The following is an 18,045-nucleotide window of genomic DNA, read 5'->3' on the forward strand; positions in this document are numbered from 1 at the left end:
GGATAGGAATGGCTAAGAAAATTATTTATGGTGAAGAAGCAAGAAGATCCATGCAAAAAGGCGTAGATATCCTTGCGAATACTGTTAAAATCACACTTGGACCAAAGGGAAGAAACGTTGTTTTAGATAAGAAATTTGGAGCACCACTTATTACTAATGATGGTGTTACAATAGCTAGAGAAATTGAACTTGAAGATCCATTTGAAAATATGGGAGCACAGCTTGTAAAAGAAGTTGCTACAAAGACTAATGATGTTGCTGGTGACGGAACTACAACAGCTACCTTACTTGCACAGGCAATTATTAGAGAAGGCTTAAAAAATGTTACAGCTGGTGCAAATCCAATGCTTATTAGAAATGGTATTAAAATGGCAGTTGATAAGGCTGTAGAAGAAATTAAGAAGATTTCAAGACCAGTTGAAGGCAAGGAAGATATAGCTAGAGTTGCTTCTATTTCTGCTGGTGATGATGAAATTGGTCAGTTAATTTCCGATGCTATGGAAAAGGTAGGAAATGAGGGCGTTATTACTGTTGAAGAGTCTAAAACAATGGGTACAGAATTAGATGTTGTTGAAGGAATGCAATTCGACAGAGGTTATGTAAGCTCCTATATGGTTACAGATACTGAAAAAATGGAAGCTGTACTAGATGATCCATATATTCTTTTAACAGATAAGAAGATCACTAACATACAAGATATTCTTCCAATACTTGAGCAAATTGTTCAACAAGGAAAGAAGCTTTTAATAATTGCTGAAGACATCGAAGGAGAAGCCCTTGGTACATTAATTGTTAATAAGCTAAGAGGAACCTTTACTTGTGTTGCAGTTAAAGCACCTGGTTTTGGTGACAGAAGAAAGGAAATGCTTCAAGATATAGCTATATTAACTGGCGGTGAAGTAATTTCTGAAGAATTAGGCAGAGAATTAAAAGAAGTTACCTTAGATATGCTTGGTAGAGCTGAAAGTGTTAAGATTACTAAAGAAAACACTACAATAGTTAATGGAAAAGGCAGCAAGGATGAAATCCACGCTAGAGTAGCACAAATAAAAGCTCAAATAGAAGAAACTACTTCAGATTTTGATAGAGAAAAACTGCAAGAAAGACTTGCTAAGCTTGCTGGAGGAGTTGCAGTAATCAAAGTTGGTGCTGCTTCCGAAACTGAACTTAAGGAAAGAAAGCTTAGAATCGAAGATGCCTTAGCAGCTACTAAGGCAGCAGTAGAGGAAGGTATTGTTGCTGGTGGTGGTACTGCATTTATTAATGTAATACCAGAAGTAGCTAAGCTTGATTCAGAGGAAGCTGATATTAAGGTTGGTTTAAACATTATAACTAAGGCACTTGAAGAACCAGTTAGACAAATAGCTGCAAATGCTGGCCTTGAAGGTTCAGTTATTATTGAGAAAGTTAGAAACAGTGAACCTGGTGTAGGTTTCGATGCCTTACATGAAAAATATGTTAACATGATTAAAGTTGGTATAGTTGATCCTACTAAGGTAACAAGAAGTGCGCTTCAAAATGCAGCTTCTGTAGCAGCTACTTTCTTAACTACAGAAAGTGTTGTTGCTGATATACCAGAAAAGAACCCAGCTCCAGCAATGCCTGCTGGCGGAATGGGAATGGATGGAATGTACTAAGATAATTTAAAGGGCCCTTTAGGGCTCTTTTTTTTATGTTAAAAAAAACAATATATTTATGGTAATAATTGATAATACTTAAATAGTTTCAAATTTTAATAAGACAGCAACGAAAACAATGTCAGAAAATGTTTAATGATTTTTACTAAATGCGTTATGCATGTTATTGTAATAATTGTAAAAATAATATAGTATATATATTGTGATCAAAAATTTGAAAATATTGTATAATGTTTAAATTAAATACAAAATTATATTTGTCCAGAGGTAAAAGCATGGAATTTAATATAAAAAAAAGATTAGGAGACTTACTTGTTGAAGCAAGGATGATAACTCCAATGCAGCTTGAGGATGTACTTGAGAAACAAAAAAGAACAGGGAAAAGGTTAGGTAAACTCCTTGTTGATGAGGGAATAATATCAGAAGATGGCTTGATGAAGGCACTTGAAATACAATTAGGGGTTAAGAGAGTAAATTTCGATGAAGTCGAAGTGGATAAAGAGGCAGTTAAGGTTATATCAGCTAAGCTGGCTAGTAAGCATAATATAATACCAATATCCATTAGAAACAATAAAATACAAGTAGTAATGAGTGATCCACTTAATATAATAGCTATAGATGATGTGAGGATTACTTCAGGATATATGGTGGAAGTTCTTATTGCTCCTGAAGTGGATATTAAGGAGGCAATTGGGCAGTACTACTCTTCGCAATATGTTATGAAGGCTGCAGATGATTTATCAAAGGAGCAGCATTCTAACAAAATTGAAACAAAGGAAGAAGAAGATGCAGCTGAAGAGGTAAAGAATGCACCGGTAGTAAGGCTTGTAGATAGTATTATAGAAAATGCTGTAAGAGGCAGAGCCTCAGATATTCATATTGAACCTTTTGATAAATATGTAAGGGTAAGGTACAGAGTTGATGGAGACCTATTTGAAGTTCTTAAGACTCCCATAGATACCTTAGGTGCATTAATAACTAGAATCAAGATTCTAGCTGACCTTAATATAGCAGAAAAAAGGCTTCCTCAAGATGGAAGAATTATGACTTCCATTGATGGAAAGCTAGTTGACCTTAGAGTTTCCATTTTGCCTAAGGTTAATGGAGAAAAAGTAGTTGTTAGAATACTAAGCAGAGATAACTTTCTTGTTAAAAAAGAAAATTTAGGAATAGATCCTGAGGAAATGAGTAAGCTTGATAAATTTATTAGAACTCCAAACGGGATAATTCTAGTAACAGGACCTACAGGAAGTGGAAAATCAACAACACTTTATACTATGCTAAGTGAACTGAATAGAGAAAATAAGAATATTATTACTGTTGAAGACCCTGTAGAATATCTTGTGGATGGTATTAATCAAGTTAGTGTAAATACAAAAATTGGACTTACCTTTGCAGCAGGACTTAGATCTATACTAAGACAAGACCCTGATATAATAATGATAGGTGAAATAAGAGATAATGAAACTGCAGAAATAGCTATAAGATCAGCTATTACAGGGCACTTAGTTTTAAGTACAATACATACAAATGATGCCCCATCATCAGTTTTAAGACTTATAGATATGGGTATAGAGCCTTATCTTATTTCTTCTTCGGTAAGTGGTGTTATTGCACAAAGACTAGTAAGAAAGTTATGTACCAACTGCGCTCAGCAATATGAGGCCGCATCATATGAGAAAAATATTCTTGGTATTAATCAGAATATGAATATAAAGCTAAAAAGAGCTAAAGGCTGCAGTTTCTGTGGTAATACTGGCTATAAAGGCCGTGTGGGAATATATGAGATAATGGAAATTACAAGAGAACACAGGGAAATGATAATAAAGGGCTGCAGTACTGATGAAATTCGAGATTTATCAATTAAAAATGGAATGAGAACCCTAAGAAATGCATGTTCAGGCCACGTCCTTAAAGGTATAACTTCAATGGATGAGCTGATGAGAGTGGCATATTTAAAAGAATAATTTTTATAATTAAAAGCCAGTTAGGGTTAGAAACCTTGAAAGGAGGAAGTTATGCCAAGTTATCAATATGAAGCAAGAACGATAGATGGAAACATAATCAAAGGAAAAATTGAAGCTGATAATGAAAACTTGGTAAGGGCGAACCTTCGAGAAAGAGATTATTATCCTCAAAGTATAAAGTTATTAAATAAATCCTTAGACATAAATATTTCAGAATATAGAAGAGTGCCCTTACAGAGTATTTCTATATTTTGCAGGCAATTTTCATTTACTGTTTCTGCAGGAATGAATATTTTAAGAGCAATAGACGTAGTAGGAGAGCAGACAGAAAATAAAAAGTTAAGAAATATACTTAAAGAAGTCCGTAATGATATTGAAAAGGGCAGCAGCTTATCAGATGCTCTTAGAAAATATAAGGATATCCCAGAAATGCTTGTCAATATGATTAGTGTTGGAGAAGTAAGTGGTACCTTAGAAAAAGTAATGCTTAGAATGGCTGATTATTATGAGAAAAGCTATAAGCTGCAAAAAAAGATAAGGGGATCCTTAACCTATCCGCTAATAATATGTATTGTTGCCATAATTGTAGTAAACTTATTACTTATATTTGTACTTCCTACCTTTGTTGGAATGATAACAAGCGCAGGAGGAAAATTACCTCTTCCTACAGTTATTGTAATGGGTTTAGCAGATTTTATGAAAAAATATGGTCTAATATTAATGGTAGCAGTAATTCTCTTAATTATAATAGCAAGAGTAATTATAAAAAGTAATGAAGATTTTGGGGAAAGAGTGGACATGCTTAAGCTTAAGCTGCCTGTCTTTGGAAGCATTTTAACTAAAATAGTAACTGCAAGATTTACAAGAACCTTTGGAACTCTACTTTCAAGTGGTGTACCAGTACTTGAAATAATAAATATCTGTACAAAGGTTGTAGGCAATAAAATGGCTAGCAAATTACTGCTGAGCACAACTGAAGCTATAAAAAAAGGATATACTATTGGAGCAAGTCTGGAAGGACGAGGAGTTTTTCCTAGAATGCTTACTCAAATGATGAAAATAGGCGAGGAAACAGGTACCTTAGACGAGATAATGGAAAAAACCTCCGACTTTTACGACAATGAAGTAGATAATGCAACTTCACAGCTTTCAACATTAATTGAGCCGCTAATAATAGCTGTTCTAGGAGTTGTTGTTGGTTTTATAGTAATAGCTATGATTTTACCTATGTTTGATATGTATAGTGCAGTTGCTAATTAGTAGAATGAATAACCGTTAAGGTTTTCAAATATATATAAGGAGGAAATAAAATATGCTTATTAAAAGGGAGGAAAAGATGATGAGTAAAAGAAAAAAGAAAGGTTTTACATTGATTGAGCTTATTGTTGTTATTGCGATACTTGGTATTTTAGCAGCAGTAGCTGTACCAAAATTATCAGGATTTCAAGGTAATGCTAATAAGAAAGCTATTCTAAGCAATTTAAAGACCGTTGATACGGCTGTTAAAGCGTATGCTGCTGATCAAAATGTTGATGTAACAACTGTGACAATAGGAAATCTTACATCTGCAGATCTTATTTCAGCAATGCCATCCGGACCTAAGGGTGTTACTTATTCTATAGCATCTGGTGTGGCAACAGCAACAGTTCCTGATGGTGTTGCTGGTGTATCTGCTGGTGATTATACAGAAGTTTCAGAAGGTCTGAATTAAATTTAAACTATAAATATATTCTTTAATATATTTGCAAAGTTATTAATAAGTTTTCTAAGGTAGCAGAGAAATACAATCCGTACGTGGACACTTGGGTTGTAGGGAGCTAATAGTGTAACCGACCTTATCATCAAGGTATAAAGGCTGGAGAACTATGGCTTATATTTCTTACTATCTTTTTTATTTAAATGGAATTATTATAAGCCATAATACATAAAGATAATTTGTCTATGTAATGGACTTTTAATGGTGGCACTTAAGAAGACATTCGATGGTGCCGCCATTTGAACCATCTTAATTAGAATACAATACATTTTATGTTTTAAATATATTTATAAAATTGTTGATATAAGAAGTTTATTCCTTATAAATTGGCAATGAAAGTGGTGATTTAATGTTTGAGAAAGAATTAGTGGCTGTGGAGCTTGGGCATGAATTTATTAAAGTATTAGTAGGCTCAAAAAACAAGGTAAAGCTCTGCGGCATAATTGAAACTCCTGAAGAGGCCTTTGATCAAGATAACATTATAAATATTCAGAAGCTTTCTAGGGTTATTTCCGAGTTTATGAAAAATAATAACGTCAGAACAAAGAGAATTTCCTTTACTGTACAAGGTCAGGACATTGTAGTTAGACATATAGAGGTTCCTATTATGGACAATAGGGGTATACTTAAAACACTTCAATGGGAAACTGCACAGTACTTACCTAAAGAGGGCAAGGACTATTATATGGATTATGAAATATTAGACAAAATTAACACAAAAGAAAAAAAGGTATATAAGGTTATGGCAGTTTCTATACCTAAGGAAAAAGCTGATAAATATGTAGCACTTGCAAGTAAATTACAAATGAACCTAGCTGCTATAGATATAGCACCTAATAATGTCAGCAGAGTTTTTAGAAATGTACATAAGCAAAAAAAAGAAATGGAAAGTATAGGGATTATACAAATTGGTACCTACAACAGCAACTTTACAATCCTTGAGAAGGGCAGACTTTTTATAGAAAGAGAAGTTCTATTTGGAATAAAAGATGCAGCTGAAATATTATTTCCCTTTGGAAAATCAAGAACAGAGGAGTCTGTGAAAAATTTTATTAGAGTATTTAATTTTTATTCAGAAGAAGAGAGCTCAGTGGATTTTTCTGTAAAGGCTATTTTCAGTGAGACCTTTTATTCATTTAATAAAATTATTCAGTTTTATACTACAGGAAAAACTAATAAATCCTTAGATATGATATATATAATCGGCGAGGGAGCAGAAATAAAAGGGATAGACAATTACGTACAAGCATATTTTAAAACTAATGTAGAAATAGTTGATAATTCCAATGAAATTGGCATAAAAACAAAGCTTCCCAAGAACTTTAGACTTAAATATTATGTTAATAATACTGGCTTGCTATTAAGAAAGGAGTAGGCTATGCGGGAACTTAATCTTATTCCTAATACCATAAAAGAAAAGAGAATACAAAGGAAAACCTTTATAAAAATAAGTTTTATGGCAATTATAATAGTTTTGCTTTTAGCTGCAGGGGTGGTTCTATTAAATATAAACCTTAATAGTCTTAATGCTAAGGAGGCCGATTTGAATGCTCAAGTTAATGCAGCTAAATCTGTAGTTACAGAAAACACTAAATTGAGAAATGAAACTTCCTCTTATAAGGAATATATTGATCTATTAAGCAAAATACAAAAGGAAAAAACACCTGTTTATCCTGTTTTAATGAGTCTTATAAAATATATGCCAAAGGATATTGTTATTTCAAGCTTGGTATATAATGCTGGTACTATTAATATTAGCGCAACTGCTAAAAATTATAATTCAATTAATGAATTTGAAGCAAATCTTCAGGAATCAAAGGAATTTAGTAACAGCAGTGTTACAAATATAACTAGAGATGATAAGAATCGATTAAATACTTTCACCTTAACTATCTCAAATGTAGAGGAGGAAGTAAAATGAATGGGCTAAATAAAAGTGAGAAAATTCTATTGTCAATACTAGCAATAGCACTTGTAGGCTATGGGTATTATAATTTCATTATTGCACCCTTAACAAGTAAGATAGGAAGAATGCAAAATAGTATAGAAAATTATCAGCAGCAGCTCGATGCCTCAAAAATAATGGCTGCAAGTAATAAGAAAATGACAACGGATTTAGAAAAGCTTAAGGCAAATTATAATAGTAATTTAAAGCTGATGCCTAAAAGTAATATGACAGCACAAATTGAAAGAGATATTTATAAATTTGCAGTTGGTAATGATGTAAGCCTTAATAGCCTTACTATTGGAAAGGAAATTGAATACAAAAAACAGTCAAATATAGCTAATGGAAGCGCTGCAGCAAATGGAAATCAAAATACAAATGCTGCTCAGGCAAATAATCAGCAAAATACATCAACCCAAAAGATAATGGCAATTCCAGTGGTTATAAATATCACTGGAGACTTTAGCAGCACTACTGCCTTTATCAATAACTTAGAGACTATTGGGAGAATGGCTGATATAACTAGCGTGAATTTTTCTATCAAGGAAAGACAAGGTCTTACAGTTGTAATAAATGCAAACATGCTTTATGCTCAGGATGGCACAGCTGTTAAGAATAATTATGATTTTAATAATGGAAATTACAGCAAAGATAACCCTTTTAATAAAGAATGAAAAAAATTGGAATTTTATGGGGTGCATTTATTAGAAATAAAAAAGGTCATGCTTTAATTGAATTGATAATTGCAGATGGCTATACTTGCTATTTCCTCCATTTTAACTTATTCGGTAAATAGTGAAAGCAGGAGCAGTGTAAAGCTTGATACAAAATAAAGATAATATAAGTTAAAATGAAATAGTGAATATATTTTAGATTTGTAAAAATGGAGGGGGTTTTATGCAGAAATTTCGTAAAAAAGGAGTGGCATTGGTCACTGTTATAATTATCATGGGAATACTGGTAATACTGGGAACAGCCCTTCTTAGGGTTGGAGTGTCAGAAACTAAAAATGCATCTTGGCAGAAGAGCAGGGTTCAGGCCCATTATTTAGGCCGTTCAGGTGTGTATGTAGGCCTAGAGCTGATTAAGAATAAGCTGAATACTAATATCTATTCCGATCTTGGGGTGCTAGCATCTGAACTTAATACCCAGGTAGCATCATTAAATACAAGCGCTACAGCATTTAAAATTGGGGAGAGCGGCAAGTTTTCCCTAAATTTTGAAAGCACGGATCCCGGAGAGGTTAAGATAAAATCCACGGGGATAACAGCCGGAAGCCCCAATTCCACCGAATTAGTCACCTATATTGTTAAGATCAACTCCGGTGTTTCAATGACACTTAACCCTACAGAATGGGTTAACGGTGTTAATCTTATAAAGGGAATAACCGCAGGCACAAATTATCTTGGAAAGGGAGTAATGTTTGAGGGTAAACCTGTTCAATCACCTCAGGGCTCCAGCAGCTCCTCCATCTTTCAGGCATCCATCCTTCATTTTAGAAACTACACACAGGCTGGAAAAAGCCTCAGCTTTAAGCAGGTTACTAATTCCATTCCCATTACCTTTGATGCAGAGGTGATCTATTTTGAAAGTGGTGTAATGCTAAATAAAACCAAAGATCCTGTTATTTTTTCAATTACAGCCCCCGTTATGTCAAATAGGATAGGCAATCTTGCATATTCCGGCAATGTGGGTTTTGAAGATTTTGACCGTTATTCTTCCTTCATCAGGACTAATACTTCAAACCTCCACAATACCTACTCGTCGCAGTTCAATCCAGGAGCAAAATATGGAATTGTTTATTTTGGTGGACCTGTATTAAGGGATGATGATATAGTACCAGTTTTAAATCAGGGATATTACTTTTTTAAGAGTGGGGTTGACCTTCATAATCCAACTGCCGGCGAAACGGGAAGCTATAAGAACTTTATTAAATTACCAGATGATGATGCGGCAATTAAGGCCCTGAATGGAATGTTCAGGCAGTCACCAAGCAGTTCAGGCTATATCTGGAACAAAAAGTAGGACAGGTGAAAATAATGAAATTTAATGGAGTGAGAAAGGGTTTAACTCTTATTGAGGTTATAATTTCCATTGCTATTCTGGGTATAATAGCGGTCTCTTTTTTGAGCATGTTCTCTCAAGGATATATAAATATTTTTACAATGGGAAATAAAAGCAAGGCCTTAGTAAAGGCACAAGCCACCATTGATGTGGCGTGCAGGGCAGGAAGAATAAATTACGCAACAGATCCCGATTTGAATGGAATGAGCAAAAGCGAAGCTTCGGTAGCTGATCTTCATACATTCAGTTCAGGCATTGAAAGCAAATATTTTGTTGAGGACGTTACGATAAACTCAGTTTTATATAAAAGGATAACAGCTGCAGTTTTCTATCAGGGTGGGCAGAGATACGTAGAACTTACCTCCCTGATCCCCTAGGGAGGTGTAAATATAGTGAAACTGATAACAGAGAGTAAAAAGGGCCTTACACTTTTGGAACTCATAATAACTATAGCGATATTATCAATAGTACTAACAGGTATATATTCTCTATTTGGCGTCGGGAACACTACCTTCATCAGGGGAACAAGGCAGTCAGATATACAAAGCAGCATAAGACTTGCTTCTGACTACATCACTCAACAAATAAGGTATTCAACGGAAATAAAAATTTTGGATGATGCAGCCATACCACCACTTTCCGATATACAGCCCTATGAGAACTACATCTATTTTGACAGTACCAATAATACAATAACTCATATAAATAAGTACTTTACTAAAACAATTTCCATAGTACATCCGGGAAGTATAGAATTTACATCTCTCTCCCCATTTAAGCTTTTGAAATTCAATATAAGGGCTGAGAACCGAGGGCAATCCTATAATATAAACTCTGAGGTCATTAGCATGAACCTTCATCTAAACGCAGGAGGGACAATTACTGGAACAACAGGGACCACGTCATTAAAGACTGAAAGGGATGCAATATACTTTAAAACAGCAACTGATTATATGGCCATACTACTTAAGCCTGTTGCTGAAGAGTTAACAATAAACACTGAAAATAATTTGGGGATAAGTTTTGGAAGAGAAATAACGAATGTAGAAATTGTAAGTTCAGTTGGTGTTACAAACCCTAAATCAGTAATAACAGGTACAAAGACAGTTGCTATATCTTCTAATAGTACACTCGATGGGGCTCAGGTAATATTTAGAGTAACTTTTGGGGGTACTGAGAGCTATGGAAATACCTATGACTATACAGTGAAATATAATTCCTCAACAAAATGGAATATGCAATAGTTTATACTATTCATGTTTTTGATTCATGGATGGTATATTACACTAACAAGACTAAATAATAATACATTTAGAACAGTTCTGTGGAACTGTTCTTTTATTGATAAAATAAAATTTATAAAGTATAATCAGACAAAGATGGGGTGTTAATAAAATGTTTAATTTTATACTTATACTATATGTGTTTATACTTGGGTCAATATTTGGCAGCTTTTTTAATGTATGTATTTATAGAATACCGGCAGGTAAGTCTGTTATTTTTCCGCCTTCCAGCTGTGGAAATTGCAATACAAGACTTAAAGCAATTGATATGATACCTGTATTAAGTTATTTATTTTTAGGAGGCAGGTGCAGATACTGCAAGCAGCACTTTTCAGCAAGATATGCAGTAGTTGAGCTAATGACAGGAATTTTATATGCAGCTTTGTTTATTATTTATGGATTTAGCTTTGTTTTTATAAAATACATAGTACTTAGTAGTTTTTTAATTATCATAGGCCTTATTGATTATGATACCACTGATGTATATTTTAAAACCACCATTAGCGGAATAATTACAGGAGTTATTTTTGCTGCTGCTGGCTATTTCCTGGGCTACACTTTTATGCAGTATTTCTTGGGAGCGCTGCTTGGTGGAGGTTTAATAACGGTTATTATACTTCTTACAAATGGTATGGGCTGGGGAGATGTAGAAATCTGCCTGCTTTGTGGTGTGTTCCTTGGCTTGAAATTAACTGCAGTAACTCTATTCTTCTCATTTATATTTGGAGGTATTATTGGAGCGTTACTTATTATAACAAAGAAGAAATCTAGAAAAGATTACATACCCTTCGGACCATATATTGCATTAGGAGCTTTTGTAGCAATGTTATATGGTGAAAAAATAGTAGCTTGGTATTTAGGTGCTTTTCTGTAAATTATAAGGGATGGTTCCTAATGATTCCATGTAATTCATAAGTGGCGATTCCCTGTGAAATCATAAGGAACCATCCCTAGTGATTGCAAATAAACCAGAAAAGGATTACATTATAAAGTATATTATTTTCCATTGACAAAACATAAATCTTTCATTAAAATAAGAGAAATAAATCAAATATTGCAATTTTAACTCGTATATCCCCTGAATATGGCAGGAAGTATCTACCGGAAGCCGTAAATTTCCGACTATGAGTGTTAGATAGTTATGCTTAAAAGCATGCTTTCTTCACTTATACGTTTTTTGTGGGGAGCATGTTTTTTGTTATTTTTAATTACTTTTTATAGTACCAATTATTGACTAAGGTTTAGTTAATCTTAATTTATGAAAGGAAGTTGAAATTATGGCAAGGATATTAAAACAAGCTTATACCTTTGATGATGTACTTTTAGTTCCACAAGAATCTAAAATATTACCTAGAGATACAGCTTTAAATACTTATTTAACAAAGAAAATTAAACTTAATATTCCACTTATGAGTGCTGGTATGGATACTGTTACTGAGGCTAAAATGGCTATAGCTATGGCTAGAGAAGGCGGTATTGGAATAATTCATAAAAATATGAGTATTGAAAAACAGGCTATAGAAGTAGACAAGGTTAAAAGACAAGAAAATGGTGTAATTACAGATCCATTTTCACTTTCACCTGATAACACAATTGAAGATGCTCAGGCTTTAATGAGTAAGTACAGAATATCAGGAGTTCCAATAACTATTGATGGAAAGCTTGTTGGTATTATTACTAATAGGGATATTGTTTTTGAAACTAATTTTACTAGAGCTATTAAAGAAGTAATGACGAAAGAAAATTTAATAACTGCTCATGAAAATACAACAGTGGATGAAGCAAAAGCTATACTTAAGAAACATAAAATTGAAAAGCTTCCCCTTGTAGATAATGAAAATAACTTAAGAGGATTAATTACAATAAAAGACATCGAAAAAGCTATTAAATTCCCAAATGCTGCAAAAGATAATAAGGGAAGACTATTATGCGGTGCTGCTGTTGGAGTTACTGCGGATATGCTTGATCGTGTTGAAGCTTTAGTTAAGGCAAATGTAGATGTAATCACTATTGATACTGCTCATGGTCATTCAAAAGGAGTTCTTGAAGCTGTAAGAAAAATAAAGGAAGTATATCCAGAACTTCAAATCATTGCAGGAAATGTTGCAACAGCTGAAGCAACTAAAGCTTTAATATTAGCTGGGGCCGATTGTGTAAAGGTTGGTATAGGACCAGGTTCTATATGTACAACAAGAGTAGTTGCTGGAGTCGGTGTTCCACAGCTTACAGCAGTTATGGACTGCGTAGAAGAAGCTGAAAAATATGGGGTTCCAGTTATAGCAGACGGTGGAATAAAATATTCTGGAGATATAGTAAAGGCACTTGCCGCTGGTGCAAAGGTAGTTATGATGGGCTCAATGTTTGCTGGCTGTGAAGAATCTCCTGGAGATACAGAAGTTTATCAAGGAAGAAGCTATAAGGTATATAGAGGTATGGGTTCACTAAGTGCCATGGCTAGTGGAAGTAAGGATAGATATTTCCAAGAGGGAAATAAGAAGCTTGTACCAGAAGGTATTGAAGGAAGAGTTCCATATAAGGGCTTTGTAACTGAAACTATATTTCAAATTCTTGGAGGGCTTCACTCAGGAATGGGGTATGTGGGAGCTAAAAATCTTAATGAACTCTATGAAAAAGCCGTATTTGTAGTACAAACAGCATCAGGCCTTCGAGAAAGTCATCCTCATGACATAGTAATAACAAAAGAAGCACCAAATTACAGTGTAAATTAGAAAAGGAGGGTTTCCATGAGAGAATTAATATTAATAGTAGATTTCGGCGGACAATATAATCAGCTCATAGCAAGAAGAGTAAGAGAATGTGGAGTATACTGTGAAATAATCCCTAATAACTACACTATTGATAAAATCAAAGCTAAGGAACCTAAGGGCATTATTTTTACTGGGGGGCCAAACAGTGTATATGATGACAAGGCACCTGGTATTGATAAGGAGATATTTTACCTAGGAGTACCTGTGCTTGGAATATGCTACGGACATCAATTAATGGCTAACAGCTTAGGTGGCCAGGTTAAAAGTGCAAGAACTAGAGAATATGGAAAGGCAAACATAGTTTTAGACAACGAGAAAAGCCTTTTTAAGAATATCGACTTAAATGAAAAATGCTGGATGAGTCATACAGATTATGTTTCAGAGGTTCCAGAAGGCTTTAAAATTATAGCTAATTCTGAGGGCTGTGAAATAGCTGCTATGGAAAATGAAGAAAAAAGACTTTATGGGGTTCAATTTCACCCAGAAGTGGAACACACACCTTTTGGACAGCTAATGATTAAGAACTTTTTATTCGAAATCTGTAAGGTAAAAGGTGACTGGTCCATGACTTCCTTTGCAGAGGAAAAAATAAAAGCTATAAAAGATATAGTTGGAGACAAAAAAGTACTTTGCGCTCTTTCTGGCGGAGTTGATTCTTCTGTAGCTGCAGTGCTAGTGCACAAAGCAATTGGGAAACAGCTTACCTGTGTATTTGTAGATCATGGTCTTCTTAGAAAAGATGAAGGAGATCAGGTAGAAGCTATATTTAAGAAGCAATTTGACATGAATTTAATAAGAGTTAATGCTCAAGATAGATTTTTGGGAAAATTAAAGGGTGTAAGTGAACCTGAAAAAAAGAGAAAGATAATAGGAGAAGAATTTATTAGGGTCTTTGAAGAAGAAGCTAATAAACTTGGCCAAATTGATTTCCTTGTTCAAGGTACTATATATCCAGATGTTGTTGAAAGCGGAACTGGGACCTCAGCAGTTATTAAAAGTCATCACAACGTAGGAGGACTTCCTGAAGATCTTGACTTTAAGCTCATTGAGCCACTTAGAGAGCTCTTTAAAGACGAAGTAAGAAAAGTTGGGGAAGAACTAGGCATTCCACATCATCTAGTATGGAGGCAGCCATTCCCTGGTCCAGGTCTTGCTATTAGAGTACTTGGAGAAGTTACAGAAGAAAAGCTAGAAATTGTAAGAGAAGCCGATGCTATCTTTAGAGAAGAAGTTTCAATAAATGGACTTGAAAATGAAATATGGCAGTACTTTGCATGCCTTCCTAACATTCAGTCTGTAGGAGTAATGGGTGATGGAAGAACCTATTGCCATACAGTTGCTTTAAGGGCTGTAACCAGCTCAGACGGTATGACCTCAGACTGGGCAAGAATTCCATATGAAGTATTAGACAAGGTTTCAAGAAGAATAGTAAATGAAGTTAAGGGAGTAAACAGAATTGTTTATGATATAACTTCAAAGCCACCTTCTACAATTGAGTGGGAATAAGAATTGATGTCTTAGTTTTTCATATATTAATAAAGGTTTAAAACCAAGGCCTATAAGTAAGGATGCGTGAGAATGTCTTAAGTCATGTATCCTTATTTATGGCATGTCTAGAGGAGGCATCAGATATTTATTTAGATATATTGTATATTTTACTATAAGTAATGCAGATAAGTATTTAGGGAATGAAACAGAGAAGGCCTATGCAATATTAAACGCTTTAAGAAGAGAAGAACCATGGCTATTATCTAGTTTACAATCAAGTTATATTCCTGAAGATATAATAACCTATATCATAACAACAATAATTATGTTTACCTTGGAAAATATAAGTACACCAGTAGCACCCTAATTACAAAGACAATAATTCAAATTATGGTAATAAAAACATATCCTTTGTAAGTTTAAATCCTATTAGTATGCAGTGAAGATGCCGTATTATTCAGAAAAAAATGAGTAATGCGGTATTTTTACTTTGAAAATTAAGAGGCTAAAATAGTGACACCATATAAAAAAATAAATATAGTATACTAGTAGCTCTAATATAGGGCAATTTAGAAATTAAAACAATAGGAATAAAGTAAGCTGAAGCTAAGAAAATTATTCAGTTTCTCTAAATAAAAAATATAGGAGTAATATATCTTAAAGGATATAAGTCAGTGGAAATAGCTAAGAAATTTACATACTAAAACTTAAGTAGTAAGGAGATGTAATGTAACAAAAAAAATTAATTAGTATAAGATATATGGACAAGCAATATATATAAGAGGTGAGATATATGGGAAGAAGAAGAGTTTGTTGTTGCAGATGCTGTTGCTGTAGAAGAGATAATTTATCATCTTTAGCTCTATTTGCATTGCCTTTCTTCCTATTCTAAAGATAAAAAAGCACTCAGAAATGGGTGCTTTTTTATTTTGTCTAAAAGAGTAGCGATGGAATGGTAATATTTTACAAATATTTTACATTTTATTAATTGTAGAATAGAAAAAAGGGTCCTTTTTTATGGTGTTTTTATTATAAAGAAGGTGAGCAAGTGAGATTAGATAAAACAAAAATAAGAATAATATGGGCAATAATTATATTGGCAATGTTAGGTCCATTCGTTATGACATTCATAGTTAATGGAATAAGAATGATAAATAAATAGTATAGATGAACTCATTTGAAATAGTTGGAGCTTTTTATATTACTATAAACAAAATAAATTAGCACTATCAAATTTAAAACTTGATAGTGCCTTTATATAGGAGATTTCAATGAGTTACCAACCGCTACTTCCGACAGAGTTATGAACGAATGCTGCAATTCTATTTATAGGTATATCAACAACTGCTCCAAGATTTCTTCCATTGCAATTAAATCTGTTTCTCAATGTATTTCTATTTTCTTCGTTATTTATTTCGCCTTGCTCATTAGAGAATTCATTTGATGTAGAATTCCGACGAATTATATTATTCCTTTCTACATCGCAACAATTTCCAAGTGCACATCCAGGTGCTGAACCAATTGCGCTTATTAATCTAACAAAACATTTATCAACTGATATAAGAACTCCTGTGAATCCTTCTCCTGAATCTCCACCACTAGTTGTAAATATAGTGACAGTTTGTCCAATGTGACGTGCTAAATGAGCTGCAAGACTAAATCCATCTGGCATATTAATGTCCTCCTTTTTATATAAAAATAGTTGCATAACTTGTCCCGATATATACTATGCTGCTTTTTAAAGATTGCTACTCCTAACTTATGAAAAGTTAAAATAAATTCAGTTAGATTTAAACCCTTACAGAAGATGTACATTTTTAATTTTTCTATAACTGTGCTATAATAGCTTAACAGAAGGAGTGATTTTTACGAAACTTATATGTAAATGCGGAAATGTAGAAGATATTGTAACAGACAAAGTATTAGAAGGCTTTCAATTTAGAAACTGCGGTGATGGAACCGTAGCATTAGTTTGTAAGAAGTGCAGTGAAATTGAGTATATTGATAATAATCATTAAAAACTCTGGTGATCCAGAGTTTTTTTAAAAATCAATTCGTACTAAACACATATTGAAATTATGCCAGTTAAGAATAATAAAGTGCCAATGGTATAAAATACGTAATGAAATTTATATTCTTAGAAATGAATTTATATATACTAGTTTATAATGTAGTCCAATGGGTTTATAAGAATGCAGAAAGCATTAATGGTGATGCAGAACATATAGCTAGAAGATAGAAAAAGTCCATATGCATCTCCCTTGTTAGCAAAGGATTACAAGGATTTACCTCATACACTTATAATAATAGCTGAAATTGATCCATTGCGTGATGAGGGAAAAGACTATGGTCAAAAGCTTAAGGAAGCGGGTAATCAGGTTATTGTCTGTAAGTATAAAGGCTGCCCACATGGGCTCCTAACTATGGATAGAATTTCAAGTGAAGGGGATAAAGCTTTAAATTAAATATCTTTATATCTTCAAAAATAGTTTCAGAAGGATAAATAATTAATTCCCGGGGAATAATCCTCGGGAAATTTATTTTTAGTTGAAATTATAAGGATAATTGTAAGTTTATATAGGAAATTTCTACAAGTTACCATCCACTGCTTCCAACAGAATTATGAACGAATGCTGCAATTCTATTTATTGGTATATCAACTATATCTCCAAGTGTTCTTCCAGTACAATCAATTCTGTTTCTATTAGTATTTCTATTATCTTCGTTATTCATTTCTCCAAGCTCATTAGAAAATTCATTAAATTCAGAGTCCCTTCCCATTGCACCATTTCTTCTTTCTACATCACAACAATTACCAAGTGCACATCCTGGTGCAGCACCAATTGTAGTTATTAATCTTACAAAGCCATTATTAACTGATATAAGAACTCCAGTAAATCCTCTTCCAGATTCTCCACCACTAGTTGTAAAAATAGTAACGGTTTGTCCAATATGACGTGCTAAATCGCCAAGAACACCACTTCCATTAGGCATTATAATCCCCTCCGTTTTAAATATGAATTTGTTGGACAACTTATCCTGCTACATAATATGCAATTAATTTAATATTGCTACATTAGTGAAGTAGAATATATAAATAATATTAACAACTAAAAGCTTAATAAGGATAAAAGTAA

17 protein-coding genes, 1 pseudogene and 2 riboswitches are annotated in these 18,045 nt (G+C 33.5%); of the genes and pseudogenes, 16 read left to right on the plus strand and 2 right to left on the minus strand.

Annotated elements, in window-relative coordinates:
- Positions 1 to 8 precede the first annotated feature (8 nt).
- From groL to ACJDUG_RS05660, 14 genes are all read left to right on the plus strand, one after another.
- On the plus strand, positions 9 to 1,637 hold the full coding sequence (groL, locus tag ACJDUG_RS05595; protein ID WP_406768918.1) for a chaperonin GroEL: 1,629 nt from the start codon (positions 9 to 11) through the stop codon (positions 1,635 to 1,637).
- 275 nt (positions 1,638 to 1,912) lie between these two features.
- Positions 1,913 to 3,604, plus strand: coding sequence for a GspE/PulE family protein (locus ACJDUG_RS05600; protein ID WP_406768919.1), 1,692 nt, complete (start codon positions 1,913 to 1,915; stop codon positions 3,602 to 3,604).
- A 51-nt stretch (positions 3,605 to 3,655) separates the two neighbouring features.
- Complete coding sequence (locus tag ACJDUG_RS05605; protein ID WP_406768920.1) at positions 3,656 to 4,864, plus strand: type II secretion system F family protein; 1,209 nt, start codon at positions 3,656 to 3,658, stop codon at positions 4,862 to 4,864.
- 52 nt (positions 4,865 to 4,916) lie between these two features.
- Complete coding sequence (locus ACJDUG_RS05610) at positions 4,917 to 5,315, plus strand: type II secretion system protein (protein WP_406768921.1); 399 nt, start codon at positions 4,917 to 4,919, stop codon at positions 5,313 to 5,315.
- A 49-nt stretch (positions 5,316 to 5,364) separates the two neighbouring features.
- Positions 5,365 to 5,448, plus strand: a riboswitch (cyclic di-GMP riboswitch).
- Positions 5,449 to 5,709: 261 nt separating this feature from the next.
- Positions 5,710 to 6,735, plus strand: a complete 1,026-nt coding sequence (gene pilM, locus ACJDUG_RS05615) for a pilus assembly protein PilM (protein ID WP_406768922.1) — start codon at positions 5,710 to 5,712, stop codon at positions 6,733 to 6,735.
- Between the two features lie 3 nt (positions 6,736 to 6,738).
- Positions 6,739 to 7,281: a PilN domain-containing protein gene (locus ACJDUG_RS05620; RefSeq protein WP_406768923.1), complete on the plus strand. Its 543-nt coding sequence runs from the start codon at positions 6,739 to 6,741 to the stop codon at positions 7,279 to 7,281.
- A complete protein-coding gene (locus tag ACJDUG_RS05625; protein ID WP_406768924.1) occupies positions 7,278 to 7,979 on the plus strand; it encodes a hypothetical protein in 702 nt (233 codons plus the stop codon). The genes ACJDUG_RS05620 and ACJDUG_RS05625 overlap by 4 nt, the downstream gene beginning before the upstream one ends.
- Positions 7,980 to 8,202: 223 nt before the next feature.
- Complete coding sequence (locus ACJDUG_RS05630) at positions 8,203 to 9,330, plus strand: hypothetical protein (protein WP_406768925.1); 1,128 nt, start codon at positions 8,203 to 8,205, stop codon at positions 9,328 to 9,330.
- Between the two features lie 14 nt (positions 9,331 to 9,344).
- Positions 9,345 to 9,746, plus strand: a complete 402-nt coding sequence (locus tag ACJDUG_RS05635) for a prepilin-type N-terminal cleavage/methylation domain-containing protein (protein ID WP_406768926.1) — start codon at positions 9,345 to 9,347, stop codon at positions 9,744 to 9,746.
- 15 nt (positions 9,747 to 9,761) lie between these two features.
- A complete protein-coding gene (locus ACJDUG_RS05640) occupies positions 9,762 to 10,613 on the plus strand; it encodes a PilW family protein (protein ID WP_406768927.1) in 852 nt (283 codons plus the stop codon).
- A 151-nt stretch (positions 10,614 to 10,764) separates the two neighbouring features.
- Entirely contained in the window at positions 10,765 to 11,526 is a 762-nt protein-coding gene (locus tag ACJDUG_RS05645; protein WP_406768928.1) for a prepilin peptidase, read from the plus strand.
- Positions 11,527 to 11,699: 173 nt separating this feature from the next.
- Positions 11,700 to 11,797: riboswitch (purine riboswitch) on the plus strand.
- A 132-nt stretch (positions 11,798 to 11,929) separates the two neighbouring features.
- Complete coding sequence (gene guaB, locus ACJDUG_RS05650) at positions 11,930 to 13,381, plus strand: IMP dehydrogenase (protein ID WP_406768929.1); 1,452 nt, start codon at positions 11,930 to 11,932, stop codon at positions 13,379 to 13,381.
- 15 nt (positions 13,382 to 13,396) lie between these two features.
- Entirely contained in the window at positions 13,397 to 14,926 is a 1,530-nt protein-coding gene (gene guaA, locus ACJDUG_RS05655; protein WP_406768930.1) for a glutamine-hydrolyzing GMP synthase, read from the plus strand.
- A gap of 103 nt (positions 14,927 to 15,029) precedes the next feature.
- Positions 15,030 to 15,275: a hypothetical protein gene (locus ACJDUG_RS05660; protein ID WP_406768931.1), complete on the plus strand. Its 246-nt coding sequence runs from the start codon at positions 15,030 to 15,032 to the stop codon at positions 15,273 to 15,275.
- A 909-nt stretch (positions 15,276 to 16,184) separates the two neighbouring features.
- On the opposite strand, the gene ACJDUG_RS05665 is transcribed toward ACJDUG_RS05660, so the two are convergent.
- Positions 16,185 to 16,580: a hypothetical protein gene (locus tag ACJDUG_RS05665; RefSeq protein ID WP_406768932.1), complete on the minus strand. Its 396-nt coding sequence runs from the start codon at positions 16,578 to 16,580 to the stop codon at positions 16,185 to 16,187.
- 187 nt (positions 16,581 to 16,767) lie between these two features.
- Between ACJDUG_RS05665 and ACJDUG_RS05670 the strand changes: the two genes are divergently transcribed.
- Both ACJDUG_RS05670 and ACJDUG_RS05675 read left to right on the plus strand, forming a co-directional pair.
- On the plus strand, positions 16,768 to 16,926 hold the full coding sequence (locus ACJDUG_RS05670; protein WP_406768933.1) for a hypothetical protein: 159 nt from the start codon (positions 16,768 to 16,770) through the stop codon (positions 16,924 to 16,926).
- A 213-nt stretch (positions 16,927 to 17,139) separates the two neighbouring features.
- A pseudogene (locus ACJDUG_RS05675) lies at positions 17,140 to 17,373 on the plus strand (alpha/beta hydrolase fold domain-containing protein); the annotation flags it as partial.
- A 130-nt stretch (positions 17,374 to 17,503) separates the two neighbouring features.
- On the opposite strand, the gene ACJDUG_RS05680 reads toward ACJDUG_RS05675, so the two are convergent.
- Positions 17,504 to 17,902 carry an LSm family protein gene (locus ACJDUG_RS05680; RefSeq protein ID WP_406768934.1) on the minus strand — a complete coding sequence of 133 codons (399 nt, stop codon included), beginning with the start codon at positions 17,900 to 17,902 and terminating at the stop codon, positions 17,504 to 17,506.
- Between the last annotated feature and the right edge of the window lie 143 nt (positions 17,903 to 18,045).

Origin of the sequence: Candidatus Clostridium stratigraminis (assembly GCF_045310675.1) — a bacterium.
In the GTDB taxonomy this organism is placed as follows: domain Bacteria; phylum Bacillota; class Clostridia; order Clostridiales; family Clostridiaceae; genus Clostridium_AT; species Clostridium_AT stratigraminis.